The 26,755-nt window shown below is 60.0% G+C and carries 23 protein-coding genes, 1 tRNA gene and 1 pseudogene; 6 read left to right on the top strand and 19 right to left on the bottom strand.

Annotated elements, in window-relative coordinates:
* The first annotated feature begins 202 nt into the window (after nucleotides 1-202).
* Nucleotides 203-1,159, top strand: a complete 957-nt coding sequence (locus tag ACFORG_RS07370; RefSeq protein ID WP_386734764.1) for a FliM/FliN family flagellar motor C-terminal domain-containing protein — start codon at nucleotides 203-205, stop codon at nucleotides 1,157-1,159.
* Nucleotides 1,160-1,240: 81 nt separating this feature from the next.
* Here the strand turns inward: ACFORG_RS07370 and ACFORG_RS07365 are convergent, their stop codons facing one another.
* The 4 genes from ACFORG_RS07365 to ACFORG_RS07350 form a co-directional block, all read right to left on the bottom strand.
* Nucleotides 1,241-1,663 (bottom strand): TIGR01244 family sulfur transferase, encoded by a 423-nt coding sequence (locus ACFORG_RS07365; protein WP_386734763.1) that lies wholly within the window; start codon nucleotides 1,661-1,663, stop codon nucleotides 1,241-1,243.
* A gap of 10 nt (nucleotides 1,664-1,673) precedes the next feature.
* Entirely contained in the window at nucleotides 1,674-2,105 is a 432-nt protein-coding gene (locus ACFORG_RS07360; RefSeq protein WP_386734762.1) for a DUF6691 family protein, read from the bottom strand.
* On the bottom strand, nucleotides 2,105-2,533 hold the full coding sequence (locus ACFORG_RS07355) for a YeeE/YedE family protein (RefSeq protein WP_386734761.1): 429 nt from the start codon (nucleotides 2,531-2,533) through the stop codon (nucleotides 2,105-2,107). Before ACFORG_RS07355 ends, ACFORG_RS07360 begins: the two co-directional genes overlap by 1 nt.
* Nucleotides 2,534-2,620: 87 nt before the next feature.
* Nucleotides 2,621-3,484: an MBL fold metallo-hydrolase gene (locus ACFORG_RS07350; RefSeq protein ID WP_386734760.1), complete on the bottom strand. Its 864-nt coding sequence runs from the start codon at nucleotides 3,482-3,484 to the stop codon at nucleotides 2,621-2,623.
* 259 nt (nucleotides 3,485-3,743) lie between these two features.
* Here ACFORG_RS07350 and ACFORG_RS07345 point away from each other — a divergent pair, with 259 nt between their 5' ends.
* Nucleotides 3,744-3,959, top strand: a complete 216-nt coding sequence (locus tag ACFORG_RS07345; protein WP_386734758.1) for a hypothetical protein — start codon at nucleotides 3,744-3,746, stop codon at nucleotides 3,957-3,959.
* Between the two features lie 16 nt (nucleotides 3,960-3,975).
* Here ACFORG_RS07345 and ACFORG_RS07340 read toward each other — a convergent pair whose 3' ends face one another.
* Nucleotides 3,976-4,194 carry a hypothetical protein gene (locus ACFORG_RS07340; protein ID WP_386734757.1) on the bottom strand — a complete coding sequence of 73 codons (219 nt, stop codon included), beginning with the start codon at nucleotides 4,192-4,194 and terminating at the stop codon, nucleotides 3,976-3,978.
* Nucleotides 4,195-4,339: 145 nt separating this feature from the next.
* On the opposite strand from ACFORG_RS07340, the gene ACFORG_RS07335 reads away from it, so the two are divergent.
* On the top strand, nucleotides 4,340-4,612 hold the full coding sequence (locus ACFORG_RS07335; protein ID WP_386734756.1) for a DUF2312 domain-containing protein: 273 nt from the start codon (nucleotides 4,340-4,342) through the stop codon (nucleotides 4,610-4,612).
* Between the two features lie 48 nt (nucleotides 4,613-4,660).
* On the opposite strand, the gene ACFORG_RS07330 is transcribed toward ACFORG_RS07335, so the two are convergent.
* Nucleotides 4,661-5,536, bottom strand: a complete 876-nt coding sequence (locus ACFORG_RS07330; RefSeq protein ID WP_386734755.1) for a hypothetical protein — start codon at nucleotides 5,534-5,536, stop codon at nucleotides 4,661-4,663.
* Between the two features lie 134 nt (nucleotides 5,537-5,670).
* Here ACFORG_RS07330 and ACFORG_RS07325 point away from each other — a divergent pair.
* A tRNA-Thr gene (locus ACFORG_RS07325) sits at nucleotides 5,671-5,746 on the top strand.
* A gap of 118 nt (nucleotides 5,747-5,864) precedes the next feature.
* Here ACFORG_RS07325 and ACFORG_RS07320 read toward each other — a convergent pair.
* A complete protein-coding gene (locus ACFORG_RS07320) occupies nucleotides 5,865-6,053 on the bottom strand; it encodes a hypothetical protein (RefSeq protein ID WP_386734754.1) in 189 nt (62 codons plus the stop codon).
* A gap of 107 nt (nucleotides 6,054-6,160) precedes the next feature.
* Here ACFORG_RS07320 and ACFORG_RS07315 point away from each other — a divergent pair, with 107 nt between their 5' ends.
* Nucleotides 6,161-6,625 carry a hypothetical protein gene (locus ACFORG_RS07315; protein ID WP_386734753.1) on the top strand — a complete coding sequence of 155 codons (465 nt, stop codon included), beginning with the start codon at nucleotides 6,161-6,163 and terminating at the stop codon, nucleotides 6,623-6,625.
* Nucleotides 6,626-6,815: 190 nt separating this feature from the next.
* On the opposite strand, the gene ACFORG_RS07310 is transcribed toward ACFORG_RS07315, so the two are convergent.
* The 12 genes and pseudogenes from ACFORG_RS07310 to ACFORG_RS07255 all read right to left on the bottom strand — a co-directional run.
* Nucleotides 6,816-6,968 carry a hypothetical protein gene (locus ACFORG_RS07310; protein ID WP_386734752.1) on the bottom strand — a complete coding sequence of 51 codons (153 nt, stop codon included), beginning with the start codon at nucleotides 6,966-6,968 and terminating at the stop codon, nucleotides 6,816-6,818.
* On the bottom strand, nucleotides 6,965-7,432 hold the full coding sequence (locus ACFORG_RS07305) for a P27 family phage terminase small subunit (protein WP_386734751.1): 468 nt from the start codon (nucleotides 7,430-7,432) through the stop codon (nucleotides 6,965-6,967). Before ACFORG_RS07305 ends, ACFORG_RS07310 begins: the two co-directional genes overlap by 4 nt.
* A gap of 115 nt (nucleotides 7,433-7,547) precedes the next feature.
* On the bottom strand, nucleotides 7,548-8,939 hold the full coding sequence (locus ACFORG_RS07300) for a phage major capsid protein (RefSeq protein WP_386734750.1): 1,392 nt from the start codon (nucleotides 8,937-8,939) through the stop codon (nucleotides 7,548-7,550).
* A 162-nt stretch (nucleotides 8,940-9,101) separates the two neighbouring features.
* The gene (locus ACFORG_RS07295; protein ID WP_386734749.1) at nucleotides 9,102-9,338 is read right to left on the bottom strand and encodes a hypothetical protein; all 237 of its coding nucleotides are present in this window, start codon (nucleotides 9,336-9,338) and stop codon (nucleotides 9,102-9,104) included.
* A gap of 20 nt (nucleotides 9,339-9,358) precedes the next feature.
* Nucleotides 9,359-10,864, bottom strand: a complete 1,506-nt coding sequence (locus ACFORG_RS07290; protein ID WP_386734748.1) for a DUF3631 domain-containing protein — start codon at nucleotides 10,862-10,864, stop codon at nucleotides 9,359-9,361.
* Complete coding sequence (locus ACFORG_RS07285; protein WP_386734747.1) at nucleotides 10,864-11,229, bottom strand: hypothetical protein; 366 nt, start codon at nucleotides 11,227-11,229, stop codon at nucleotides 10,864-10,866. The genes ACFORG_RS07290 and ACFORG_RS07285 overlap by 1 nt, the downstream gene beginning before the upstream one ends.
* Nucleotides 11,230-11,323: 94 nt before the next feature.
* Nucleotides 11,324-11,563, bottom strand: coding sequence for a hypothetical protein (locus tag ACFORG_RS07280; protein ID WP_386734746.1), 240 nt, complete (start codon nucleotides 11,561-11,563; stop codon nucleotides 11,324-11,326).
* A 104-nt stretch (nucleotides 11,564-11,667) separates the two neighbouring features.
* Entirely contained in the window at nucleotides 11,668-11,907 is a 240-nt protein-coding gene (locus ACFORG_RS07275; RefSeq protein WP_386734745.1) for a hypothetical protein, read from the bottom strand.
* The gene (locus tag ACFORG_RS07270; protein ID WP_386734744.1) at nucleotides 11,907-12,113 is read right to left on the bottom strand and encodes a transcriptional regulator; all 207 of its coding nucleotides are present in this window, start codon (nucleotides 12,111-12,113) and stop codon (nucleotides 11,907-11,909) included. The genes ACFORG_RS07275 and ACFORG_RS07270 overlap by 1 nt, the downstream gene beginning before the upstream one ends.
* Before the next feature lie 137 nt (nucleotides 12,114-12,250).
* Nucleotides 12,251-12,955 carry a hypothetical protein gene (locus ACFORG_RS07265; RefSeq protein WP_386734743.1) on the bottom strand — a complete coding sequence of 235 codons (705 nt, stop codon included), beginning with the start codon at nucleotides 12,953-12,955 and terminating at the stop codon, nucleotides 12,251-12,253.
* Nucleotides 12,952-14,253 (bottom strand): tyrosine-type recombinase/integrase, encoded by a 1,302-nt coding sequence (locus ACFORG_RS07260; protein WP_386734742.1) that lies wholly within the window; start codon nucleotides 14,251-14,253, stop codon nucleotides 12,952-12,954. The genes ACFORG_RS07265 and ACFORG_RS07260 overlap by 4 nt, the downstream gene beginning before the upstream one ends.
* A gap of 528 nt (nucleotides 14,254-14,781) precedes the next feature.
* Nucleotides 14,782-15,074, bottom strand: a pseudogene (locus ACFORG_RS07255) (IS21 family transposase); the annotation flags it as partial.
* Nucleotides 15,075-15,881: 807 nt separating this feature from the next.
* Here ACFORG_RS07255 and ACFORG_RS07250 point away from each other — a divergent pair.
* On the top strand, nucleotides 15,882-26,755 hold a 10,874-nt coding region (locus tag ACFORG_RS07250), incomplete at its 3' end, for a VCBS domain-containing protein (protein WP_386734741.1).

Genomic DNA, 26,755 nt, shown 5'->3' with positions numbered 1-26,755 from the left:
AAGAGCTTGGTAACCTGACTGACCTAGTTGTGAGGTATCGCAATTATACAGTGTTCAGGGAACAATGAGTGACGGTCAGACGGCAATAGCCCGCAAGGTGGCGGCTGCGCGGCAAGATGTGCCAGGCGGAACAGCGCGTTCTGTCCTTCGTGCCTTACGCTTGGGGTTAGCACGGGCAGCAGATGAGGAGTTTGGCCTGTCGATGACCGTAATCGGGGCCACGCAACTCCGCTGTAGCCACGAAGACGTATCCAAAGCGGTGCCCGAGGAACGGCTTTACCTTTTGCTGGCCGGGCCGGAAAACCGGTTGGGTGCCGCATGCCTCGATCTCGCCTGCGTTTCGTCGATCATCCAGAAGCAGACGATGGGCACGCTTCTAGAGGGGCCGACTGACAGTCGCCCCTTCACCTCCACGGATGCCGCAATGGTTGCCCCGTTACTGGAAGGCTTGTTCTCACGCGCCGAAGACCTGGCGGATAGCATGGATGATCGACAATGCCTGAACGGGTATGAATTCTGCGCCCGTCTGCCCGATCGCAGGTCGGTGGGCCTTGCTCTTGCCGCCGAGCGCTACCGTGTTTTCGACCTGACGATCGAGATAGAGGCAGGCAAAGCACAAGGCCACGGTACGCTCATCCTGCCTGATTTCGGGGTGCAGGATGGCTCGGGCGCCGCAGCCGAAGTGCCATCTGGACCGGCCCTTTCAGACGCAGCAGGGATGATCCGAGTCGACCTGAACGCCGAACTCGTGCGCATCCGGCTCACACTGTCCGAGCTCTATGCCCTGACGCCGGGGGCAGTGCTTCCACTGGTTGGGGCAAAACTCGACAAAACGCACCTGACAGCGATTGACGAACGAAGAGTGGCCCAAGGGCGACTTGGACAATGCCGTGGAATGCGGGCATTGCGCCTCAACGAGAAACTGCCGGAACCTTCCGAAGTGACGCCTTATGAAGACTCATTCGTCGGTCTGGAGTCGAAACCGATCGCTACTTCGCGGTCAGCACATCCGTCGTTGTTCGATGAAGCAAAGGTGCAAGAGATCGATGGTGCGCCGCTGGACGTTCAAGAAGGACAAGCTCCACTTGCCATCCACGAGGCGACCGCTGCGGAGATCTCCGCACTTGCAGGTTTGGGTGAAGACGAGTTTGGGACGTGATCGCAATAGTCTGTGCGAAAAGCGTCCGATCCGCCTGAAGGAGCCGCGTCTTGGCTGCGGCTCCCCACTTAGTGGGTTGTCTTAGCTGGCCTGTGCCTGAAGCGCTGGGCGTAACTGATCGATCTGGTAACCAGCGGCTCGCGCCTTCGTCAGGATGTCGTCTGCGCTCATCTTTCCGGCCGAACCGAGCGCCCATGCGACCGTGCTGCGCGTGCCCGATGCGCAATAGGCCAGAACCGGGCCGCCGGCGTCAGCAATCATTTCTACCTGCCGCGCAACGTTCTCTGGCGTCATGGTCTGATGCGTGAGTTCGAGTACCTGATAATCAAGACCGGCCTCACGACAAGCTGCGCCGATCGTCTCGGTGTCGTGGCTCGGAGGAACCTCGGCATTTGGGCGATTGCAAATGACGCGGACGAAACCTGCCTTTGCGATCGCTGGAACGTCATCGACCGAGATTTGTGGGGAGACCGAGTATGCGGGTGTTATCGGGCGTATATCCATCTCTTGTCCTTTACGTCGCTGCCGCCAGCCTGTCCAGACGCGAAGCGACCATAGGTGCCAACAGCATCCCGGCGATCATGGCCCCCATGAAGACCAGCCCGCCAATACCGCCATAGGTGATCGAAGCCATGGCCGGCCCCGGGCACAAGCCTGCAAGCCCCCAGCCCATGCCAAACAGGACCGAGCCGATAATCAGGCGGTGATCGAGTTCAGGACGGGGGAGGGCAGGAAAATCTCCGCCTGCCAATGGACGGCGACCATGCGTGAGGCGCCAAGCGACGAACATCGGAATCATGGCACCGCCCATCACGAAAGCGAGCGTCGGATCCCAGTTTCCGAAGACATCCAACCAGCCCTGTACCTTGGTGGTGTCCGTCATGCCGGAAACGAACAGCCCTGCACCGAAAAGTGCGCCCGCCAGAAGAGAAAGGAGATTGCGCATCAGATCACTCCCAGAACATGGCGAAAGATCGCGAGGGTGAGCCCGCCGGCGAGGATGTAGAACACTGTTGCAACGATGCCGCGCAGCGAAAGTCGGGACATGCCACAGACGCCGTGGCCGGAGGTGCATCCATTTGCGACACGGGTGCCGACGCCGACGAGAAGCCCGGCAATCACCACCACGGACAGGTCACTTGTCAAATGCGTACTGATTTCGGTCGAGTAGAGTGGCCACAGGATAAGCGGTGTGACGACCACCCCGAGAATGAAGAGCAGCCGTTCGGTTGCCGTGCTCCAGCCCGAGCCATCGACAAGGCCGCCAAGTATGCCGCTGGCCCCCATGATGCGGCCGTTTCCTAGCAGGTAAACTGCGCCGCCCAACCCGATCATGAGACCCCCTACGAGTCCCCAAATCCAATCCGTTTCCATGTTCGTGTTCCCGTGTTCGCGCGTTTGTTCGTCCGCCGCAGGGCGATGGATGAGGGGCGAGGCCGGATGCATCCGGCCTCGCCGTGTTCAGATCTTGTTGACCGGAAGTTTCAGAAAGACATCGCCTTTTTCGTCTGCCGGAGGCATCTGACCAGCCCGCATGTTCACCTGAAGCGAAGGCAGGATAAGACGGGGCATCCCGAGCGTCGCATCGCGGGCATCGCGCATTTGCACGAATTCTTCGATCGATTTGCCCTGGCCGATATGAACGTTTAGTGCTTTCTGTTCGCCCACAGTCGTTTCCCAGGCATATTCATCTCGACCGGGCGCCTTGTAATCGTGGCCTACGTAAATCCGCGTCTCGTCGGGCAGGGACAGGATCTTCTGGATCGACTCGTAGAGTGTTTTCGACGAGCCGCCCGGAAAGTCGCAGCGTGCCGTTCCGAAGTCGGGCATGAAGAGGGTGTCGCCGACGAACGCCGCATCACCAATGACGTAGGTCAAACAGGCCGGGGTATGTCCAGGCGTATGCAGGACATCGCCACGCAACTGTCCGACATGAAAGCTGTCGCCTTCGTCGAACAGCTGGTCGAACTGGCTGCCGTCGCGCTGGAACTCTGTCCCTTCGTTGAAGACCTTGCCAAAAGTGTCCTGAACCACGGTGATGTTGCGACCGATGCCGATTTTGCCGCCGGTCTTTTCCTGAATGTAGGGTGCAGCTGACAGGTGGTCAGCGTGGACGTGGCTTTCCAGGATCCATTCAACGTTCAGACCTTCGCCCTGCACATAGGCAATGATCTCGTCGGCTGAGCGGGTATCGGTCCGACCGGAAGCGTGGTCGAAATCGAGAACACTGTCGACAATCGCACAGGCGCGCCCTTCAGGTTCGCGTACGACATACGAGACGGTATTCGTTGCCTCGTCGAAAAAGGCTTTGACAAAGGGTTTCATGGTCGTCTCCGCTTGGTTTCAGAACATCATATAGCAATTAGCGAATGTGTTGCAATGGTGAAAACCCGAAAACGAGTTTGACCTGTCGCAAAGTACAGCCATGGAAACTATGCGAGGAAAATGATCAAGCCTGCGCAGAGTCGCACGTCCTTGCGGCAAGTGATCGAAAAACACGGTCTGTTGCGGCAAACCTGCAAGGCGTCGCGCCGCTGTTACCTTAGACTGGAACTGGACTGACTGTGATTTGGGAGGAGCACCGATGACCGCGAACGATTTGATTCTCGAGGCCGAGCGTCTTGAAAGAACCTTGGCGGGAGCGCCCCGGGAGGCGAGGCTGGAAATGCAGCCCAAGGTCAGCATGTTGATTGACGATTTGCGCGCACAAGGCGCCAAGATCCCGTCGAAGTTGCGGCGGTTGGATGCCATGCTTTGTGACGAAGCGATCGAGGCACGGTTCGACAACATGCCGATCTGACGGCGCTTTTCTTTGGTCAGCCCAACGAAATTCCGAGCATCACCAGCATAAGTCCGATCACGGACAAGAACAGCGCGCCAAGATTCCACGGCAATACCGCCTGAACCGCAGCACGCAGTTCCTCGTCGGGCAAGTTCGCTCGACGCGCTTTGGCGACTTTGACGATCGACCAGACAAGCCCTGCGAGGCCGGCAATCGAAAGGCCGGTGCCGGCCCATATCATGGCTTCGAACATCTTTATCGACCCCTTTCCGGAGGTTGCGGCCTCGCGTTAGCGGATCGTCGCGAAGGGTGCAAGCACAGGCGGAATTGCCGTCTTGCGGCAGGGCCTGAGCAATTGTATCCCGCTTGCTGCCCCAAGACGAGCAGGAGTGCCTTTCATGGACGACATGCAGGACGACAATCAGGTTACCGAAAACTACCGCGTTACCGCAGGTGAGCTGCGCCAGTTCATCGAGCGTTTCGAACGCTTGGAAGAAGAGAAGAAAACCGTAGCCGAACAGCAAAAGGAAGTCATGGCCGAGGCTAAGGCGCGCGGCTACGACACCAAGGTCATGCGCAAGGTGATCGCTCTCCGTAAACGTGACAAGGATGACATTGCCGAGGAAGAAGCCGTTCTGGAGATGTACAAGGAAGCGCTCGGCATGAGTTGAACCTCTTAGTAGCCGTGTGGCCGTCAGCAGGACGGCCCCGGTTGCCTATCAAGGCGCGATAAAGCTCACACCAGGAATGCGCTGGATCTCTAGCACGTCGTCGTCATAGATCTCTGTGAGCGCTTCGATGTGATCCTCTGTCCAGCCCGGCAAGTCCAGTTCTTCCTCTAGGGCCTCATCAATCGCGTACTTGTCCAGGAAAGCGGATATCACCCGGCGCTTTTGCATCTCGGTCAGTTCGGGATGCTCATGCAGGTAAGTGCGAAAGCGGGACATCCCCTCTTGCGACATGATCTCGGCCAGAAGCGCAAAGCCGCCCTTTATCTTCTCTCCATGATCAAGGCCTGCCAGTTCCCGTACCACTTCGCCCCAGATCAGCGGCGTATCCTCGTTGCACCAGATCGTCAGCCGAACCTGTGGAGCTTCTTCCCGGATTCGATGAATGAGGTCTGACCAGCGCAGCGCCCCGATATCGGTAGTGCGGAGGATTTGGTCACGATGTTCGGTCGACAGGCGCGAGAGAATGACCGGGACAAAGCTGGCGGGGTTTCGGATCGCCATGAACATTTCGACCTCGTCAAAGGCAAAGATGCTGGCCAATTGCGCCATGCGAGGTGCTGCGAGCGGATAAAACATACCATCCCGGATGGCCGACCAGCTCGTACCGAAGAAATCGAAATGGGACAGGATCACGCGATCGACGCTCTGATCGCCAATGAAGGCATCGAGTAACACATCACGCCCATCAGGATTCGGTTCGCCCTCCTCCAGTGCGGCAAAAGTCTTCTTCATCAGGCCGCGATATCTGACCGGTCGGGGAATCGCTGCGCCGAGTGCGGACAGGTCATCGGCGTTGCGCAACAGTGTCTTGAGAAGGCGATCCTCGTCGGTCGCGTGGGCCCCGGTGTGGAAAACCAACTGCATATCGGCGTTCTACTCCCGTCGTCCTGGCCGCCCGTCTTGGGTTACCCCTTGCCGCAAGCGCAGTCAAACCCGCGGGCAAGAGCTGTGAATATGACTTGCACAGATGGCACAGCCCGTATAAGCGAGCTTCCAGTGCCCCTATAGCTCAGCTGGTAGAGCAACTGATTTGTAATCAGTAGGTCCGCGGTTCGAGTCCGTGTGGGGGCACCAGAAAACATCACAAAAACAAAAGCTTACGCAAGTGTGATGCTTGGTAAAGCGCTTTGATCTTTTGCCTTGTCACCGGATTTGTCACTAGTTTCCGCTGCGTTTTGTCACCTGCCCAGAATCAACAGAAAGCGCGGCCCAGATGAGATGCCTCTGCATCGCGGAACTTGCGGGCCTCGTGGATTTCGTCGCGACGAATGCCGAGGTCTGCGCTGGTAGTGATGTTGTCCTTATCAACACCACTTTCCCAGCCACGCTTTGCAACCTCGCCGCGCTCTTGCGCAGCGTCGTATTCCTCGGCCAGCCGCATTTCGGCGCGGGCGCGGATCGCCAGCGCGCGGTGAACGTCCGAAATCAGACTGTGATGAGGCTAGGGCAAACTGATATGCTTGTGCGACAACCATCAAGGATGTGAGTATGTCGCGGTATCAGAAAATTCTTGAGCAAATTGCCCGGTGTGACGACGAAACCAAGTTACGAAACTGGATTTCCAACGCCATCCGAGAAGGCGCATCCGAGGTCGAAGACGCCGCAAGAAGGCGGCTTATCGAAGTACGGGCCTCCCTTGATGTGGACGACGTTAACGACCCGCTAGTGTTGGATTTCTGGAGGAGCATCACGGCATTGGAGCAAGTTCTCAGCACGGAAAGAGGAAAGACAATCAGGTTAAGTCGCACGCGCCAGAAGATTGCAAGGGTGGGGGTCGAAGCGACGTTGCGAGATCTAGCGATGCAGACTCAACCGTCAGATGGGTACTTTTTGCTAAAGGAACGACAGATGCTCGATTTGAGTGCGGAAGCTGTTGTTTTGCGTTTCCCTGACCGATTCCAAGAAAATGTTCTGCAAGCGGCCCGTGACCGGTTGAATGATATTGAAGGTTAATCATCGCCGGTCGTCTGGAAATGGACCTTCGCCGGCGAGGAAAGAAAAGGCCAGCCCCGCCTCTCGACGTGCTGGCCTGCGCCGCGTCCCTTCACATAGGAGGCTAGGGACCGCGCCTTGACGGGGTTCTAACGTGACTCGCCGTCTATACCGGGCCTGATGCGCTCAAAGACAACGCGGGCAGGCCAGCCTATTCCTGTTCCTTTGTCCGTCCGTCATTCACCAGCCGCAGAAGCGGCCACCACGACGCATTGAAGCCATAGATCCGAAAGTCAGGATCGTCCCAGGGCGAGCGTGTCGCTTTGCCCTCGGGCTTCGCGGGTTTCCGTATCGGTGCCTTCATGTCATCCGGTCCAGTGCAGCGAAGGGGTTTTGATCCGGGGTCTTGTTCGCGCTGACGCGAGATCTGGCCGCAGGGGTCAGGCCAAACTCTGCCAAGAGCGACTGCGCGTGCCGCATCGCTTCCGACCGTTGCGCCACCTCAGGCCGCGCCCGCACCAGCTTGTCGCCGCTCGTTGCCGTGGTGAGATAGGTACGCCCGCCATCCTCCAGGACCGCCGTGCAGACCTCGATTTCCTCCAGGCGGCTGGCAAGCATGGCCTGCGCCCAGGTATCCGCGACCGATGCAATCTGCATTTCCACCAGCATCAGCGTGATCCCGTCGAAGATCTCCGTTGCACGCTCGGAGAGCCACGCAGGAGCCTCGGGAGCGGCCACAGGTGCCGCAGGTGCGTCAGGGTTCATCCGGCAAGGCCGGTCGGTCCCTGCGACGACCTTTAGCCGGTCTGGTGTCCGTTTCCTGCCCATGTGCAAAACCTCCATCATTCTGGCCGCGTAGAAAAACGGCTGCCCCCGCCGGTCCCGTGGAATGGTGGTGAGAGATCGAAGATACCCCCTCCCAGAGCGGGAGGGGGCGAGAGCCTTAGCCTTGCACGCCGGTGAGCGTGTAGAACGCGCCCGCCTGCTCGACCGCAACATCTGCCCGCATGTGGGCAATCAGATCGTATTGCAGGTTGGTCGCCCACGATCCCAGCTTGAGAACCTCGACGCGGATCTCCTGCCGGATGCCGATCAGCAGGCGATTGAAGTTGCCCGCGATGATGGTGGATTCATCCGAACCGGAGCCGCCATCGGTGGGAATGCTCGTGGTCGTCAGCCACGGGATTTCCGCAACTGCCTTCGGAGCCATCAACGGCTGATCGTCCGTGGCGGTGAGGCCGGTGAACGTACCTTCATCGCGGGGATGCATCACGAATGCCGTGAGCGGCCCGCAATTTGCCGACAGGATGCCGGTGCGCGCGGTGACGAGGTTGCCGTAGCTGGTGAGCGCTGACCCGACTGCCGTGGTGCCGATCCCGCTGGTATTGGCAACGCCACGCGGTTCCGGTGCGCTGCCGCTGCCCAGAAGGCAAACGCGGTCCAGTTCTGCGGCCATTACAGCCGCCACGACGCGCGGCAGTTCGGTCTCAAGGTTGAGACTGTCCTGCATCAGTTCGTGGCTGATACGCATCCGAACCGCCAGCGATTTCGGCGCAAGGGTCACTGCGTCGAAGGTCGGGTCGCTTTCGGCAACCGCACCAGCCTCCAAGCGCCACGCCGGAACCGGATCGCTGGCAACGCGGGCGATCACGTTGCTATCGGACGTGAGCGGCACGGTGCGCGCGCCAGCCCGAACGCAGACGCTGGCCGCGCGGGTTGCGTCGATCAGCTGCGCCGACAGTTCAACCGGAGTTGTGTAACCGCCTGCGCTGTCCGTCCCTTCGCTCAGGGCGCGGCGTTCCAGTTCGGTTTCCGGGCCAGTCACCATTGCCCGCAGGTAGCGGCCAAGGCTCAGTCCCTTGTAACGGCTATAACCGCCGTCCTGCGCCGTCGCCCAGGTCTTGAATCGCTCGTTCGGCTTCAAGGCGGTGAACAGGGTGTCCGCGCCCTCGATTTCGCCGCCGTCCACAGCCGATGCGGTGATGGTGCTGCCGATCGGTCGCTTGTTCTGGATATGCGGCGGCAACTCGTGCTCGCGCGGTTCGCGGCTGCCGATCTCGGTACGAATGTCGCATTCTTCCTCGATTGCATAGCGCAAGTTCATCATCCCATCGAATGCGTTCTCAATATCAAGGGCGCGCTCGGCAGGAGTGTTTTTGTCGATCTTGTCTAGGATTTCGCGCGCGTCACGGGCCAACCGTTTCTTGGTGGCTTGAAGGTCTGCCCACCTCATCGTGTAGGGCTGGATGTCGTACAGGGACGTGATGCCCTTGTCGCGGAAGAAATCCATGCAGTTCTTGCGTGCGGCGAGATCGTTTTTTTCAGGGATAAACATTTTCAGGTGCCTTTTCTGGCGAATGCCAAGACGCGCAAAAGAACGCCCTGGCGAGGGGTGGTTCTTTCGCGCTCAGCCATCAGCATCGCGGGAAAAGGTTTGTCAGGACGCGCCATCAGCGCAGATCCGTTAAAAGTATCATATGACATATTTTGAGTTCCTTCAAGCGGTCCCGGCAACGCCCCGCTCCTTGGCAACGCGCACCGCCGCTGCGGTGACGGCACTCACAAGCGACTGCGGCCCCTCGATATCGGCGTGCAGGCGAAACGCGGCCATCAGTAGGGCGGCGCTGAAAAAGCGAAGATCTCCGCCCTCGGTTTCAAGTTCGGTCAACGCTGCGTCCAGCGCGGCCAACACGCGGGCTTTCTCGTTTGCCATCTTTTCCATTTCGTCGGTCATGGTGGTCTCCTGTGTCGGGGTCATTTCCAGTTGTCGGGGTTGAACCGGTCGTCTTGTGTCTCGCAACCAAATGTCTCGGCATTCTCAGGCGTAACCCCGTAACCTTCGTTTTTTATCAATGGGTTGTCGGATCTGGCGGGTGTAACCTTTTCCGCAGGGTTACGCTTTGAAATCGCTCTAACCTCTTGTTTTTGTTGTAGGGTTACGGGGTTACACTTCTGGACCGTGTAGCGAGCGGCTGCGGCCTCTACCTCGCTGCGGAGGTAGACGCGGGCCGATGCGCCGCGCAGCTTGAGCACCTTGGCCTTGATGCCGAAAGGCTTCATCAGTTTGGCCACTGACTGCGCCGACAGCGGCCTGCCGTGACGCCAGTCTGCCCACGGGCGCTCTTCCATCGTGATCAGGTCGCCGACGATCTCCGAGGTTGCGATGCGGTCTGTGCTATGGCTGGCAAAAATCTCCGCGATATCGCGCAGCATCATGATGCCTGCCGGTTCGGCGTCGTCATCCTTGGCCATCGCCTGCGCAGCGTAGGCGGCGGCGATGCGTTCGGGCCATACGTCTCCAAGAACCTCTGCGATACGCCAGAGCGCGGTGAAGTTGTCCTGCATCCGGTCGTCGCCAGAGGCGGGCGGCTCGATCTCCATCGCCCCAAGGGTCAACGAATGGTCGGCAGACCAGCGTGCAGCTTGTCTGCGGATGCGCAACAGTTGCGCGTGTAGGTCGAATGGCAGGCGCTGCACCGCCTCATTGGGCAGTTTGCGGCGTAGGCCGATTACGATGCTGCGGCTCATGAGTGTATCGCGCTGGTCTCCGATCCCGGCGATCACCATCGGGCACCATGTCGAAAACGCGGTCGGCAGGTGTTCGCCATTGACCTCCTGCACCCGGATAACGCGGGCGGTGCGGCGGGTGTGGCCAGAATTAAGCACTCCGGCCAGTTCCTCGTTTTGCTTCATCCAGGTGTCGGCCTCGTCCAGTAGCAGCGTCGGACGCCATGCCTCGATTGCCCGGAAGATTGCCGCCGGGCTGGCGTTTGAGACGATGAAGCCCCGATGCGCCATCGCGTCGATCACCTCTAGCAATGTGCTTTTGCCGCACTGCTTCGTCGGCGACGTGATGAGCAAGCGCGGCCAGAGCCGCCATGTGTCCATCAGATACGATCCCAATATCCACAAGGTCGCGGCGTCTGCATCGCCGCTGCCCGCGAAGATCACATGCGCATGAAGCCGGTCCCGGATCTCCTCGGCCAAGGACGCGCCATCAACCGGGTCGGGCCACGGCTCTACCTTCTCGATGGTCTCCGGCCTGTCATTGTCGCCATCACCCATGTCACGCGGGCGCGCCTTGCTGACCTCGGCGTCCAAAACCGATGCGCGCCAGCCCAGCCGCGCGGCGGCGTGCTTGCGCTCGCTCTCATACGCCGCGGCGTTCAGCGTGGCCAACCGCTGCACCTCGGCCACTGCATCGGCGGCGGTCACGTCCTCGACTTGCGGGATATCGCTCCAGTCATCTTGTCCGTCCATCACGCGGCCCTCCCGTTCACGTGCTTCAGGAAGGCGGCGCGCTCTGCATCGGTGAAGCTGCGCCACAACTCCTTGAACAGGCGCTTGCGCATCTGCTTTCCGAGGGCGCGCTGGCCCAACTTGCGAAGCGCGAAGGTGGCGTAATTCTCCAGTTCTGCCGGGTGCGCGAGATCCGCCCAAAAGGCAGCATCCGAGCGGATGCTGCCCCAAGGGTCCAAGTCCGGCATTTCGGCTGCGACCTCATCCAGCACAGCGCAGCAGATTTGGGCCGCGTCCTGTGGGTCCAGGTCTGTCAGGGCAATCGAAGCAGTCAGGCGTTTCTCATGGCGGTAGCGGGCTGCGGGTGGCAATGCTTCCATGTGCATTACATCGCCCCCCAGATCAGGACGGCGAGCGCGTTAGCTTGCGCTTCGGTCAAGCCATAGAGGCGGCGAAGGTAGAGGATTTGCAGGCGGGTCATTATGCGCCCTCCGCCAGTTCGAGCGGATCGTAGAAACCGGCCCCCTCGATGCGCGCCAGCACGCGGCCCTTATCGTCTTTCAGTACGCGGTCGGGATTGCAGGTGCAGATACGCTCTGCGGAATAGATTCCGCAGTCGTGGTCGTGGAGATATTCTAGGATGGTGATGCAGCCGCGCTTGATGTGCTTCTTGCGGGCTGCGGCCCACGCGCGGCGGGCCTTGCGATTGTTCTTTGCCATAAGTGCCTCATGGTTGCCCAAGAAGGCGCGGCGGGTTATATTCAGAAAATCGAATTGCCCACTCGATTAGACTGATAGCCCGTCCGCGCCTCCCCGCGGGCGGGTTACTTTTTGTGTTTTGCGATTTCGACCAGCGTGGCTTGCGCTTGGCGCGCTGCCGTCTCGGCTTCCAGGGCGTCGGCATGTTCCAAATACCACTGGCCCATGTCGCGGATCGCGTCTGCGATTGCTGGAACCGCCTGCGGATACTGCTCAAGACGCTGCAGGAGAAACTGAAGCTGTACGCTAGGATACTCGCCTGCGCCTTCCATCGTGCGGCGCACCACGTTCTTCTGCCAGTCCATCACGCGCGCCCCCGCTTTGCGCGGGGTTGCGCCTGTTCCTGTGCCAGCAACCACTCCTTGATTGCGTCGGGGCGGTAGAAGATCTTGCGGCCCAGTGGAATGTAGGGTGGGCCGATGCGCTGCGCACGTTCGCGCTGCACTGTGCGAAGGGAAACGCCACGCGCGGCGGCGTATTCGGTTTCCGGGATCAGGTCTTTCAGGTTCATCCAAAGCCTCACTTAAAACTTGTGGCGGACAAGTGAGGCTTGTCATTCTGTGTCCTCACACTGTCGCCCGATGCGGGTTTAGTGAGGTCGAATGTCACATATGGGCGAGAGGCGAAGAATTTGGCTTGATTAGGTCGCTATTTTGGGGGGCTAATCCCACCGTCCTTTGAGAGGCGTCGGAACCTTGCCGATGCTCGCCATGCCCCTCGAACATTCTCGAAAGTCACAGCCTCGGTGGCATAGGTCTTGGTCCAGACGATCCCTGCCGCTTGAGCTGCCTCGGCCACAACTCGGATTGCTTCGTTTTGGCTGGTTCCAGCCAAAACAAGAGCGCAGACGCTCGCCGCAATCTGTTCCTGACGGTGCCAGTCGTGCGGTTTCTGCCGCCGCGTCTTCGAAGAAGTGCTTACCAGCCCAGCCCAATCGTCAGCGACGAAATCGAGCAGTATTTCAGGCTTTTTTCCAGCTTGGATAAGCTCGCGTAGAAGCCTCTGTACTGCTTCGTGTGCCACGGGTTCGGCTCTAGCTTGGTTCAACAGGCTTTCGAGTTGTTGTAAGTCCGTTTCTGATGGTCTCTTCGGGTCTGATGCTACGCCTTGCAGCCAACGGGTCTGAAACTCCACGATGCGCTTAAGAAACTCGTCTTGATCTTGGATTTTCTCGCGCGCAACGCGTTGAGGCTCGGCTTGAAGATAGACTCCGACAGTTTTCATCATGGCGGACCGGCGCATCGCCTTGTCAGTCAAATTTGCGCTTTCGCGGACCTTGCGGCAAAGCAAAGCGAATTCGGCAGCACTTAATCCGGGTGGAGTATCCGTGTCTCTCTTGGTCTGTCCGCTCATGTGTTGACCTCCAACATCACCACATTCTCGGCCTGCGGCGCGTCCGGGTCTTGCCCGGTCACGATCCGCGACAAGCGGGCGTCCCACGCCTCTAGCGCGGCCTGCCGTTCATTCTTAAAGTCGTGACGATCATACACTCCACGAATGCCGGGAATCACATGGCCGGTGACGATCTCGGCAATGTCTGGTCTTACCTTGCAAGCGCTCAATTCCGTGCGCATCGTGCGCCTCAGATCATGTGGACGCCACCGCCCGCGACCGTCCGTTTCCCCTCTGTCTCCGAGGGTCTCACCCGCGCGCAAGACTGCCCGTGCAAGCGCGGCGTTGGTGATCGGCGCGCCGGGTCTTGCCTCGAAGATGAAGCCGCTCCAAGGCTCTTTGCGGCGCTTGTGCAGGCGTTCCAACTCGGCCTTGGCGTCCGCGATGATCTCCAACGCGGTATCACTCAAATAGACCTCTTGCGCGCTGTCCGTCTTGCCGCGCCGTTCCGCAGGAATAGTCCACCAGCGGCCCGAGATTTCATCCTGGTGCATACCGGCAACCTCTCCTGGCCTCTGCCCCGTGACCAGCACCAGTTTGAGGCACAAAGCGGTCAGGCGGTGCAGGTCGCTTGTATCTGCCTTCGTCCAGAAGGCGCGGATCTCGTCGTGATCCAGGACGCGGGCGCGCGGGTTGGCCTTGAGCGGGTTGCGTTGACCTTTCACGGTGATGGAGGTGGGTTTCAGATCGGCCACCGGGTTCACCGGTATGATTTCGCGGTCTGCGGCATAAGAAAGGATCTTGCGCGCGTAGATCAGAAGCTGTGCCGCGCTGCGCGGTGCTCTTTCGGCCTTGGCCTCTACCATGTCGATCACGTCGCGGCGGCGCACGTCCGTCACCTTCAAGTCGCCCAGCGTCGGCACGATATCGTTGTTCACCAGTCCGCGAATTGTGCCGATGCTTTTCAGTCCGGTCTGTTTGTCCAGCCATTCCCCGGCCAGATCGGCCATTGTCGGCTCTGCCTTGCGGCGTCTCTTGGCCTCAAGGGGATCGTCGCCCCGGTCTATTCGCTGCGCCAGATCCCGCGCTTCGGCCCGCGCGGATTCGAGCGTCCATGTTGGCCAGTCGCCAATCGTCTTGCGGCGCTGCCTGCCTTCCACCGTGTATTGCAGTACGAAAGCCTTGCCGCCTGCCGCCGTGATCCTCAGCGCGAAGCCGCGCGGCGCGTCCCGGTGATCGTCCCAGACGAAGCGCTGCCCCTTGGCTGGTGCCTCAGCCTTGGCAATCGTGCCGCTCTTACCATCTGTCAGTTTGCCCACGGTCATATCCTCTTGATGCCTGCGCCGCGATTTGTCACCGGATTTGTCACTTACTGGAATGGGGTCCAGTGGCGTAGCGTGTCGTCATGTGTCAGTTAACATGTCGCTTACGTCCATATAATACAAGGATTTATAGGCACGATTTTCTCAATTTGTCACTAAATCAGAGGCTTGAAATGGCTCAGGAAACTGATTTGTAATCAGTAGGTCCGCGGTTCGAGTCCGTGTGGGGGCACCATCGTCAAGCCTAAAAGATTAAGAAAATTGGATTTTTTAGGTTTTTTGATGCGATGCCTCACGAAATTGCCCCACAAACTGCGACACAGCTCGGCGGAGCAGCGGTAACAAAAAAAACGCTGACTCGTCTTTCTCGGCCCGGGACTGGTTTGCGTTAAGTGGTGTCGTGATACGTTTCAACAGATATACAGAATGGCTGCTTGAGACGTTCTGACCGGCCTCCCCCTATCGGGTGGCGCAGCTTCAATCATGGTGCACGACGGATCTGGGTAATATGGTCGGCGCAGTCGTCGCCATCTGCAACTTGAGGCGCTCGCCGCCGACTGGAGCACAGTCCTCGCCCAGTCGAACTGGAATGCTTAACCCGGCTGGAATACCAACGGCACAAATGCCCCGTGGTCGGCGTTCTGGTGCGCGCGCTGCCGGTTTCCTGTCCAGGTGCGCACAAAAGCTGCGACACGCTCACAAGGGCCGTCATAGCCAAGCTGAACCAGATCAGCTTGCATCTGTTTGGCGGTGCACCGGTCCTTGCGCGTCTTGCGCTACTCCTTCACCAGCCAACCTGTCAGCTTCTGGGCATATGGGGTCCAGCTTGCTTATCTCCCGGCCCCAGAAATGCGCACCGCCATACATCTCTATCCCCACTGTATAGCGCGGAAGCCCTACCAAAACCTACAGTACCTGCCCCCGCCAAAGCACCGGCCATCCGTCCCTTACAGCCTGATAACATTCTTCGCAAGATTGAGCCCGATCATGGTAATCTCCGACATGACCGTTCTCCTCGTGGATCGTTTATGACGCACCTTGGCACACAAGATGCCTTTGGGGAGCGGTCACAGCATCAATGCCGTTTCAAATTCAAGTTCAATCAATGGTGGATTTAATTTGAATTTAGCAACCTATTAGTGCGAGGCCGCCCGACGCAATTCCAATGTGGTTTGCATTTATCGTGGCCAACCGCTTCTTAAGTATATGATTTTGTGAGATTTTAGGCTGTTTTGATGTTTCGGCCCCGGCATCCCGGCCCGAGTTTGTGGGCGAATTGTATAAACTTCGTGAAAATTCTTGACCGAACTATGGCTTTGCGCGAACTTGTCTTCAAGTGAGAGCGATTTTCGGGCTGCGACTTTTTTTGAGTTGCGGCGTGGGGGGCAAAGCCGAGTAGAAGTATCTCCTTCTACGTTCGCTTGGCCAGAAAATCGTCTATCGAGGAGACTTTGAGGGGCCAATGACTCATTCTTTTTTTGCTTCGGTCTATCCGATTTGTTTTGGGTGCGTAGCTCCACCCAAATAGAGCTTGGGCTCTTTAATCCTGACACGAAATGAACCTTCCCGCGTGGTGTGAAGCCGCTCGGGCAATCTTTTGCATCTTGTTCAATGAGGCACGTTCCATGCCAACCGTCACTCTCGCAGCTTTCGATAAAAACCTAATCACCGAGGCAGAGCTCGGGCAAACCGTCGAACTGACGCTGACTTTTTCCGTCGCAATGGATCCCTCGGTTTTCCCCTTGATCACACTGTCCGGTGGTGCGGAGCTTGTGCTGACTGCGCCAGATACCTCAAACGCCGGGCTGGGCTGGATCACGGGTGGAGCGGAGGTTCTCGAGTACAAGGTTCGTTACACGATCGCCGGTGACGAGGTCGAATTAAGCGATATCGTGGTAGAAGTCTCCGGCGCGCAGGATGACGCGGGAAACCCCATGGCCGGTTCGCAATTTGTGTCCACGCAGACCGAAATCGATACTATTGCGCCGGCATCGGAATCTGAAACGAAAACGATCGACGAAATTCCCGATCAGGACGTTGCCCCGACCGGCACCCCTGTCGAACTTGCGTCGCTGTCGGGAACTGACGGCACGACCTATGTGCTGGACGGTTCGGGCGGAGTCTATGAACACGTGCAGATTTCTGCAGACGTGTCCGGTGACTACAGGCTCGAGATCAAGGATGATCCCGCCGCGCGAGGGTATTTCGACGCGGAAGAAAACCCCACGATAAACATCGGCGTGATCGGCACGGACGATGCCGGCAACCAGACCACATCCGTCATCGAGCTGACGCTCGCCGATCTCAATGATGCACCGCAGTTCGGGGCGGGTCTGCTGGCTGACACAATCTCAGAGCGCGCGGATGGCGCGGGCGAGAACGCCCTGCCCTTTGGTGTTTCGGGCAGCTATGGCGTGACGGACGACGATCTGTCCGACACCCATTCGGTCAGCGTCACGAACATCTCCGCGACACGCACCATAGACGGCACCTCTTCACCTGCGCCATTCCTTGGCCTTTTCCTCGCTGGCTTGGACAACCCGCTTACGGGCGACGGGCAGGGGACCATTGGCTGGAACTGGTCGGTCGGCTCGCCGCTGCCAGCCTCGGCGCAGGCGTCGCAGATTGCGACGATAGATGCGTTGGCCGTGGGAGAAACTATCGTTCAGGAATACGATGTTACGATCAGCGACGGCAATGGGGGCGTGCTAACAGAGCGTGTCGTGGTAACGATCGAGGGCACGAACGATGCGCCGGTCATATCGGGTGCTGCGATTTCCGACAGCGTGACCGAGGCCGCTGATGACGGCGGCAACCAGGCGCTGGCCGCCACTGGCACGTTGACGGTGTCGGACACGGACACCTCGGACACGGTCTCGGTGGGTGTCACCTCAGTCACGGTCGACGGGGCGAGCGCCTATTCCGGAACCGCGCCGGACAATACCATCTTGCTTGCTATGATGAGCGTCGTCGCAGGCGACGGTAGCGGAGGAACGCCCAGTAGCGCGACCGGCGACATGGATGCAGACGTGCCGGCCGGCTCGGAATTCACTTGGGAGTTCACTGCCGGAACGGCGGGGTCAACCCCATTCGACTTCCTCGGTGCGGGAGAAACCCTTCTCCTCAACTACACCCTGACGGCGACGGACTCCTCGGGGGCGGGGGATGCTTTCGCGACCCAGGTGGTGACGATCACCGTGAACGGGACGAATGACGTGCCGGACATCGTCGCGAACACCGTCGAGGACACGATACTGGTCGAGGCAGGCGTCGGTCCCGCCAATGCCCCCACTGTGGGTACGGACGAGGCCACAGGCAATTTGTCGGACGGGAGCAACTGGTCCGATTCCGACGCGGGCGAGACGACCGACTTGGAAGTGGTATCCGCAGAACTGAGCGGCGGCACTACGACGTCCATTGCCGGCACGGGCGAGACCGCTGTCGCAGGTCAGTACGGGACGCTCTACCTGTCAGCGGATGGCTTCTACCGCTATGAGCTCGATAACGATCGCACCGAATCCCAGGCGCTTTTTGACGGCGAAACTGTGACCGAGGTTTTCGACTACACGATCGCGAACCGCGGGGGCGGTGATGGCAACGAGGCAAGTGCCCAGCTGACGATCTCGATCACCGGCGAAAATGACGCCCCTGTCATTGCGGTCGATACAGGCGCGCCGATCGACAATACCGTTACCGAGCAGGGCGCGACCGAGACCGGAGATGCAACCGCATCGGGCAGCTTCGTCGCGCCGGATGCCGATTCCGATGCGCCCAGTACGGCCGATGATGAGCAGATCTGGTCGATCACCGCTGTCAACGGCGCAGGCATCACCCACGAGGTCGCAAACGGCGCTGCGGCCGAGGCGACCGGGACCTATGGCTCCCTGTCGCTCGACTCGGCCGGCCAGTGGACCTATTCGCTGAACGATGCCGATCAGGACACCGATATGCTGACCGAAGGCGCGTCGGTGACAGATGTCTTCACGGTGCGTGTGGCCGACGGCCTCGGCGGATTCACCGAACAGGACGTCACCGTCACCGTGACCGGCAGCAACGATGCGCCCACCATCACTACGGCGTCCACCGTCTCGGGCGTGGTCGAGGCCGGGGGCATCGACAATGCCGACACCGGGATTGATGAGGTCTCCGGTGACCTGTCGGTAGGGGGCAACTGGACGGATATCGACACGGGCGAGGCTGCCGGCCTGTCGGTGGTTTCGGCCAATCTCAGCGGCAATTCCGCAACCGCCATTGCCGCTGCGGGCGAAACCGTGGTCGCGGGCATGTTCGGGAACCTGCACCTGTCGGCTGACGGGTCATACCGCTACGTGCTCGACAATACCCTTGAAAAGACACAGGCGCTGGACGCAAACGATGAGGCAACCGAGGTCTTCAGCTACACGATCGCCAACAATGGTGGCGGCGCGGGCAACGAGGCTTCATCGACCCTGACCGTCAACATCACAGGCGCGAACGACAATCCGGTCATCACTGCCGGCACCGACGAAGGTTCCGTCATCGAGGCTGGCGTGGACGAAAGCAACGGCCCTGCCGCGGGCACTCCCACCGTGGGCGGCATGCTGGCGGCCGATGACGTCGACGACGAGGACGGTGCGTCGGGCACCGCCTTGACCTGGAGCCTGGTAGCGGAGTCCGGCCAGTCGGGCGGTGGTACAAGCCCCGTCGAGAGCGTGTATGGCGACTTTAGCGTCAACCAGTCCGGCGAATGGGAATTTATACTCAACAACCTGTCGGATGAGGTGCAGTCGCTCCATGAAGGTCAGGTCGTCACCGAGACCTTCAAGGTACAAGTCACTGATGGAGAGAGCGCAACCGACACCCATGACGTGACCGTAACGATTACCGGCGCAAACGACGCCCCGACTCTCGGTATCTTCGAACAGGGATTCGAAACCGATACCGACGGCATCTTCGACGGAGGAGCATACGGCATCGTCACGCGCGTTGCCAATGGAACGAATGGAATCTCTGCCCCCGATGGCCTTTGGTTCGCGTTGGTTGACGAGGCTGGTGGAAGCGGTCCGTTCACACGGTTCGACGGCTACCGCGATACCTTCACCGACGGGTTGTCAACTGAGGTCAAGGTCTATCTGGATACGTCCTGGGCCGCCGGCAGTGGTTTCGGCTACTCCGTTGCGGCCAATGGCGCGGACGGCAGCCACGAGCGTGATTTCATCTTCCACGTGACTCAGGATACTTCGAGCGGCAAATTGCTGATCGGGGTCAGTAACAATAGCAATTCCGCGCCGCGCGAAGATCTTGAGACCGGAAACAACACCGAGATCACCCAAAGTGGGTGGTATACGCTTCAGCACGTTTTCCGCGAGGACGGTGGAGTGCTGGCTGTCGACCTGAATGTGATTGCAGACGACGGTACAGTGCTATTCACAGAAACACTTTCAGACCCCGCTGACACCATTGGCGTAGTCGTCGGTGGAAACCGGTATGGCTGGTTCACCGACATCACTATTCCGGGAGGTCTTGCAATCGACTCGGTCACCCTCGGCAAGGTCGAAGGTGCAGTGACCGAACTGGATGACAACGCGGCAGGAGAGGGAACCGAAACACTTTCCGCAGTCGGAGTGATCCCATTCGAGGACGTTGATCTGACTGACACGCACAGCGTGACCGTAACTGAGGACGGAACAGGGTATCTCGGTAGTTTGACTGCGGTTGTCGTGGACACGGCTACGACTGATCAGCGCGGTACGGTGCGCTGGAGCTTCGAGGTTTCGGACGGCGTTATTGATTACCTCGCGGCGGACGAGCAGTTGACGCAGACCTACACATTGCGTGTTTCGGACAACAATGACGGCTTTGCCGAGGAAACCGTCACCGTCACGATCAGCGGCACCAATGATGCGCCGACGATCACCGCCGGCAGCACCGATGGCGCCGGCATCGTGACCGAGGAGGACGCGGACCCCACGCTGACGGATAACGGTACGATCACCTTTGAAGATGTCGATCTGACCGACACCCACGGCACAACCGTGACTGCCGGCGCCGGCAACACACTGGGTGGCACGCTGACGGCGGGCACCATCACGCAAGATGCGAACACCAGCGCGGGTTCCTTCGGCTGGACCTACGAGGTGGCCAACAGCGCGGTGCAGTACCTGTCCGCCGGTCAGCAGGTGACCGAAACCTTCACCGTCTCGATCGATGACGGCGAGGGTGGCACCGTCGATCAGGCGGTTGTGGTGACCGTGACCGGCACCAATGACCGGCCCACGATCGAAGTCGAGTCGGGTGATTCCATTGCCGAGACCATCGTGGAATCGAGTGCCGCTACCCTGAGCACGGCAGGCACGCTGAGCATCGCGGATACCGACACGCAGGACACGCATGCCGTCACCGCCAGCTACAGTTCGGCAAACTGGACGGATCTGAATGGCGCCGACAACAGCGGCACCGCGTCCCAGGTTTCGCCACTGCCTACAGATCTGGAAACCGCTCTGATGTCCGCCCTGACGGCCCAGATCAACGGGTCCGACGCGCGCCAGATCGACTGGAGTTTCTCGCTCGACGATACCCTGGCCGATTTCCTGGGCGCGGGGGAAACTCTGACGGTTGTTTATGATATCTCCACGAATGACGGGGGCGGTTTCGACGGCTCCGGTGTTGATGAAGACTCGGAATCCGTCTCGCAGGAGGTGAGGATCACCATTACCGGCACTAACGAGGCGCCGGTGGTCACGGCTGACGCCCTGAACCATTTCGACGAGGGCGACTCGATCGAAGTGGTGGACTCGGTCCTTGTCGGTTCTGCCAATCCGAGTCTGGTTACGGTCAACCTTCTTGGCGACGGGACGGATACAGCAAGCGAAATCTGGGTGACCAACCTTCAGGACGAGGACCAGAACGACACCCGGGCGATCACTGGAGCGACCTCGGTGTCGGTTCAGGCCGGCTCGACGCTGAACGGCTTCAGCGCGACGGATGTGATGGATGCGTTTGACCTTTCAGGTGCGGCTGGCGCAGCGGGCGCGGTCTCCTTCAACCGCAACGCGGCCGTGTTCGACGCACTGGATGACGGCGAATGGATCGATGTCCAGATCTCGTACCAAGTGACGACGACTTCGCCGGACGGTACGACGCCGGATGTCGACGACCTGACCACAACCATCCGCGTCGATGGTGTCAACGACGCTCCCTACATCACCGAAGGCGACGGCCTGACGACAGGTGTCGTCGAACTGGACGACAACGCGAGTGGTGAAGCCACCAATGCCATCAGCGTCGGCGACACCATCGAGTTCAGCGATGTGGACGTGAACGACATCGACACGGCCAACCTGTCAGTGACAGTCACGCCGATTTCGGGTGACACCGCCTTGGGGGACTACGTCGGGGGTATTTCGGCTGGCTTCATCGCGCCGGCCGGTGGCGCCGACGGCACGGTCTTCTACACCTTCACGGTCAACGATGGCGTGCTGGACAACCTGTCGGCCACGGATTCCTTCGTGCAGCTCTATAAGGTGTCCATCACGGACGGGGATCTAACGATCGAACGCCCGATCGAGATCACGATCCAGGGCACCAACGACGCACCAATCATCACTGCCACGACCGGTGATTCTATCCTTGTGGAGGACGGAGGCACCGTGGAATCTGACTCCGCGGCGACCCAGCAGTTGACGGGTACGATCACCTTCGATGACGTCGACATTTCGGACCTTCCCGCCAGCGGGGCGGATGGTGCCGACACCCATGCGGTGACGGCGGTCTTCTCGACCGCGGTGATCGGAGCGACCGACGCGAGCGCCCATCTGGAAGCCGCCTATACCGGGACGCCGACGGCGCTGACCTTCGATACCGACTCCGCGGGCCTGGCCAATGACACTTCGACCGTGGACAACACCGCAAACTGGTCCTTTCAGATCACGGATGGTGATTTCGACTTCCTGGCCGGCGGCGAGACGTTGGAGATCACCTACACCGTCACCGTTGCCGACAACAATTCGGGGACAGTGACCCAGGATATCACCTTCTCTATCACCGGCACGAACGATGCGCCTGTTCTTGCGGCGCTGCCCGGGGTGACCCTGACCGACACGGCCGCACCTGACACATTTGCCGACGTGACGGGAACGGCGATTTCCAGCGACGTGGACAATGGAAGCAGCGCAATCTACTCGATCACCGGTCAGGTGGCGAGCGCCGAAGCCGGCTTTGACCAACAGGTCTCCAACGCCTTCGGGACGCTCTACCTCAACGAGACGTCCGGCGTGTACAAGTTCGTGGCGAATGCAGCGGCGGTGAATGCGCTGACGGCGTCTCAGGACATCAACTTCGACGTGGTCGTGACCGACGCGCACGCTGCCTCTGACACCCAGACGTTGACGATCACGCTGGAGGGAGCGAATGACGCGCCGGTGCTGGGGGCCATTGCGAATGGTACCATCGCGGACACATCGGCGGACGATACCTATGCGGACGTAACTGGCAGTTTCGCGGCGACCGATATCGACGACATGTCGACCGCGACGTTCAGCGTCGATGCGCAGGTCGCAGACAGCAGCGAACTGGGCTATGACCATAGCGTCGCACACGCTTTGGGAACGTTGTACCTCAACGAAACCACCGGCGATTATAAGTTCGTCGCGGATGATGCGGCTGTCGAGGCGCTTTCGGCCGACACGACGATCAGTTTCGCCGTCACCGTGACTGACGATGCCAGTGCCACCGACACAGGCACGCTGACCATCGACGTAACGGCGGTCAACGACAACCCGCGCGGGGCGCCGGATGTCGCCCTGGCGGACGGAACCGAAGACACCGCCTATACTGTGTCCGAAGCGGACCTGCTGTCCGGGTTCACCGACGCCGAAGGCGGAACGCTTTCGGTTGGAACGATTGCCGCGGACAATGGCGCGACCGTTGTCGCCGATGGCATGGGCGGGTTTACGGTGACCCCTGTCGCCGATTTCAACGGGACGATCACGCTGACCTACAGCGTGGTGGACGGTAATAGCGGTGAAATCGCGGGCCAAACGCAAACCTTCCATCTCAACGCGACGGCCGATCCGGATATGATTGCCGGCAACGCAACTCTGGACGCCAGTGTGACCGACCAGGTCGAAGGCGACTGGATCATCGGCGACGGCATTCCTGTCGACGGTTGGGCGGTTGCGACCGATGGCGTCGATGCTCCGGGCCTCGAAATAGGTCTCAACGCGCCGTTGAGGCTCACCGGCGAGCGCTACATCGACCTTGATCAGGACCCGAATGGCCAGACCTACGTCGTGCCAGACGGGTCAGCTGATGGCACACCGCAGGGTGACGTTACGACCGGAAATGCCGACGACAACTATGCGCGCTGGAACTTCCAGATCTCCATCGCGGCCAATACCGATGGCTCGGGTGGAACGATCGGCGACAGCGACTTTACCTTCCGCCTCGAAGAGATCGGCGGTTCCTCCTTCACGCCTGTCGAATTCACATCGGCACAATTCGCCGCGGCCTTGAACCTGGACAATCCGGGGTCCGGCGACGCGTTCCTTGCCTCCGAGACCTTCACGGTTAGCTGGAACTTCGCGATGAATTTCCTCGGCCTCACGGGCTTCAACCCCGAAGCGCCCGGCACATATCGTGTGTCGGTCACGGCGGATGATCCCGACGCCGGCACGCCCATTCTGGCAAACCACATCGACATCATCGTCAACGAGGCGCCGGTGGCCGTCGATGACACCGTAATCGCGACAGAGGATACGCCGGTCACCTTCCTCGCGGCCGACCTTCTCGGTAACGATACGGATGGCAATGGCGACAGCTTAGAAATTCAGTCGGTCACGGCTGTCTCGGGCGGTACCGCCGTCCTGAACGGCGACGGTTCTGTGACCTTCACGCCGGACGAGAATTTCAACGGCAACGCGAGCTTCACCTACGTGGCGACCGATGGCCAGATGGTGAACGACCTTTCCGGCACAGGTACCGTCACAGTCAACGTGTCTGCGGTGAACGACGAGCCGGAAAACACGCTCGCCCCGTCCTACGAGACGGACGAGGATACCAGCCTGCCCCTGACCGGGCTGTCGGTCTCCGACGTTGATGCCGCCTCGGGTACGATCACAGTGGAATTGTCCGTGGACTCCGGCACTCTGGCTGCGTTGAGCACTACAGGGGTTTCCGTCAGCAACAGCAGCACGGGAGCCATCCAACTCAGCGGGACCGTGGCGGATATCAACGCCTTCCTCGCGTCCCCGATCACTCAGCCGATTTTCACCCCGGCCGCGGATGTCAATGGCGATGTCACGCTGACAATGACGAGCAACGATGGCGGGAATTCCGGCTCCGGCGGCAACCTGACCGACATTGATACCGTCACGATCACCGTCAATCCGGTGAATGATGCGCCGGTTGCGAACACTGTCCCTGCGGGCACCTTCCCGACCGTGGACGAGGACGAAGGCTTCACCGGAACGGTCGTGTCCGGCACGTCGTCCGGCCCGACGGAGATACCGCTGAGTACCTTCGCGACGGATGTGGACGGCAATATCGACCCGTCTTCGCTCAGCTTCGTTTCGGCGACGATCGACGGCGTCGTGGCCACGCTGGCCGACGCAGGCATCACCTATGTGCCGGGTGATGGCAGCTTCACCTTCGATGGCTCTGTCGAGGCATACCAGCCCTTGGACGAAGATGACGAGATCCACGTCGTAGTGAATTTCTCCGTTACGGACACGGAATCCGACTCTGACAGCGGCTCCGTAACCTTCACGGTTCGCGGGACCAATGACGATCCTGTCGTCGAGGATCTGAACATCGGTACTGTCAGCGACACGGCCGCCGACGATGCGCTTGACACGCCGCTGACGGGTACCCTGACATCCACCGATGATGACGCCTCGAGCATCGCCAGCTATGCCGTCATCGGCAGCGGTGTTGTGACAGGCAATGACGGGGCAGATTACTCCGAGCTTAACGGAACCTATGGAACGCTGCGTGTCTATGTCGACGGCAACTACACCTATGCCGTGAACGCTGCGGCGGTGAACGCTCAGCCCGAAGGCTCCAATATCGACGAGGACTTCTCGGTCGAGGTCTCGGATGGCCTGGGCGGCAGCGACACCGCAACGCTGACCGTCACCATCGATCCGGCCAATGACACGCCGGACTTGGCGCCGGTGGGCGACCTGTCGTTCACGGATACGGCTGCCTCTAACGATTTCGGAGCTCAGGGGGGGACACTGTCCGCGACGGACCGCGATACTGGGCATGCCGTAGCGATTGAATACACCATCGACGGCGAAACACCCCAGGACGGCGAAACCACGCTGACCTATTACTGGGACCGGGATGCCAATGGCGGGACGGGGGCCGTCTCAACGTCGGAACCGGCGAATGGCGTGACGTTGGGCACGCTGACAGTGCAGACCGTGGGGGGATACAGCTTCGAGCCGAATGACGCCGGCATCAATGCCCTGCAACTGTCCGAAGATCCAATCATCAACACTGTGCTGCGCGCCACGGATCCGCAAGGCGCATCCGTCACGACGACGCTCGCGATCAACATCGCCGGCGAGAACGACGATCCGGTCGTCGTGGGCAGCGGCACGATCGAGCTTACGGCCAAGGAGCAGGGCGAGGGCAACGAAGGTGCTCTGATTGATGTCTCCGACACAATCGCGTTCTCCGACGTCGACAGCGACAATACCCCGTCCTTCGGTTTCAACCCGCAGGGATCCGGGTACCAGGGGACTATTTTCTTCATCCCCTCCGGCGGGACCGTCGCGGACGGATCGGTCGGGGTTCGTTTTCAGATCAATGACAGCACTCTGAATTCGCTTGCCGAGGGACAAGCGCTGAGCACGAGCCCCCAGAGCTACGAGATAACCATCAGTGACGGCGACGGTGGTTCGGTCACCCAGAACATCACTGTGAATATCGTGGGTACGAATGACCGGCCGGTCATTGCCGGTGCCCTCGGCGGCGGCATGGAAGACACGGCTGCCCTGAACGAGGCACCCGACGGAGCGCTCGATGCAACATTGAGAGCATCGGGTACGCTGTCCGTTTCCGACGAAGACACCACCGATGACGTCGTGATTTCCGTTGCGGGCGCCCAGTTGTCCGGAGGCAGCTTTAGCGGCACCTCGCCACTGAGCGACGCACAGCTTCAGGCCATGATGCAGGTTGCAGCCGGCTCCGCTGCGTCCTCCGGGTTTGGGAACTCCGCGACCTTGTCCGCGGATGGTGCCGGGTCTGATTTCACCTGGCAGTTCACGTCCGGCAGTGCAGGCGCGTCCTCTTTCGACTTCCTCTCCGAAGATGAAACCCTGGAGGTTACCTATTCGCTCGAGGCCGATGACAAGTCCGCTACGGGAACTGCAACGCAATCGAAATCGGTGACGATCACGATCACCGGCACCAACGATGCGCCGGTGGTGGATGCGGCCCTGGCGGACCAGTCCTCGGACGAGGACACGGCGTTCTCCTTCACGGTTCCTGCGGGCACCTTCTCGGATGTTGATGG

The organism is Lutimaribacter marinistellae (assembly GCF_042648365.1).
In the GTDB taxonomy this organism is placed as follows: domain Bacteria; phylum Pseudomonadota; class Alphaproteobacteria; order Rhodobacterales; family Rhodobacteraceae; genus Lutimaribacter_A; species Lutimaribacter_A marinistellae.
This window is presented reverse-complemented; position numbering and strand designations above follow the sequence as displayed.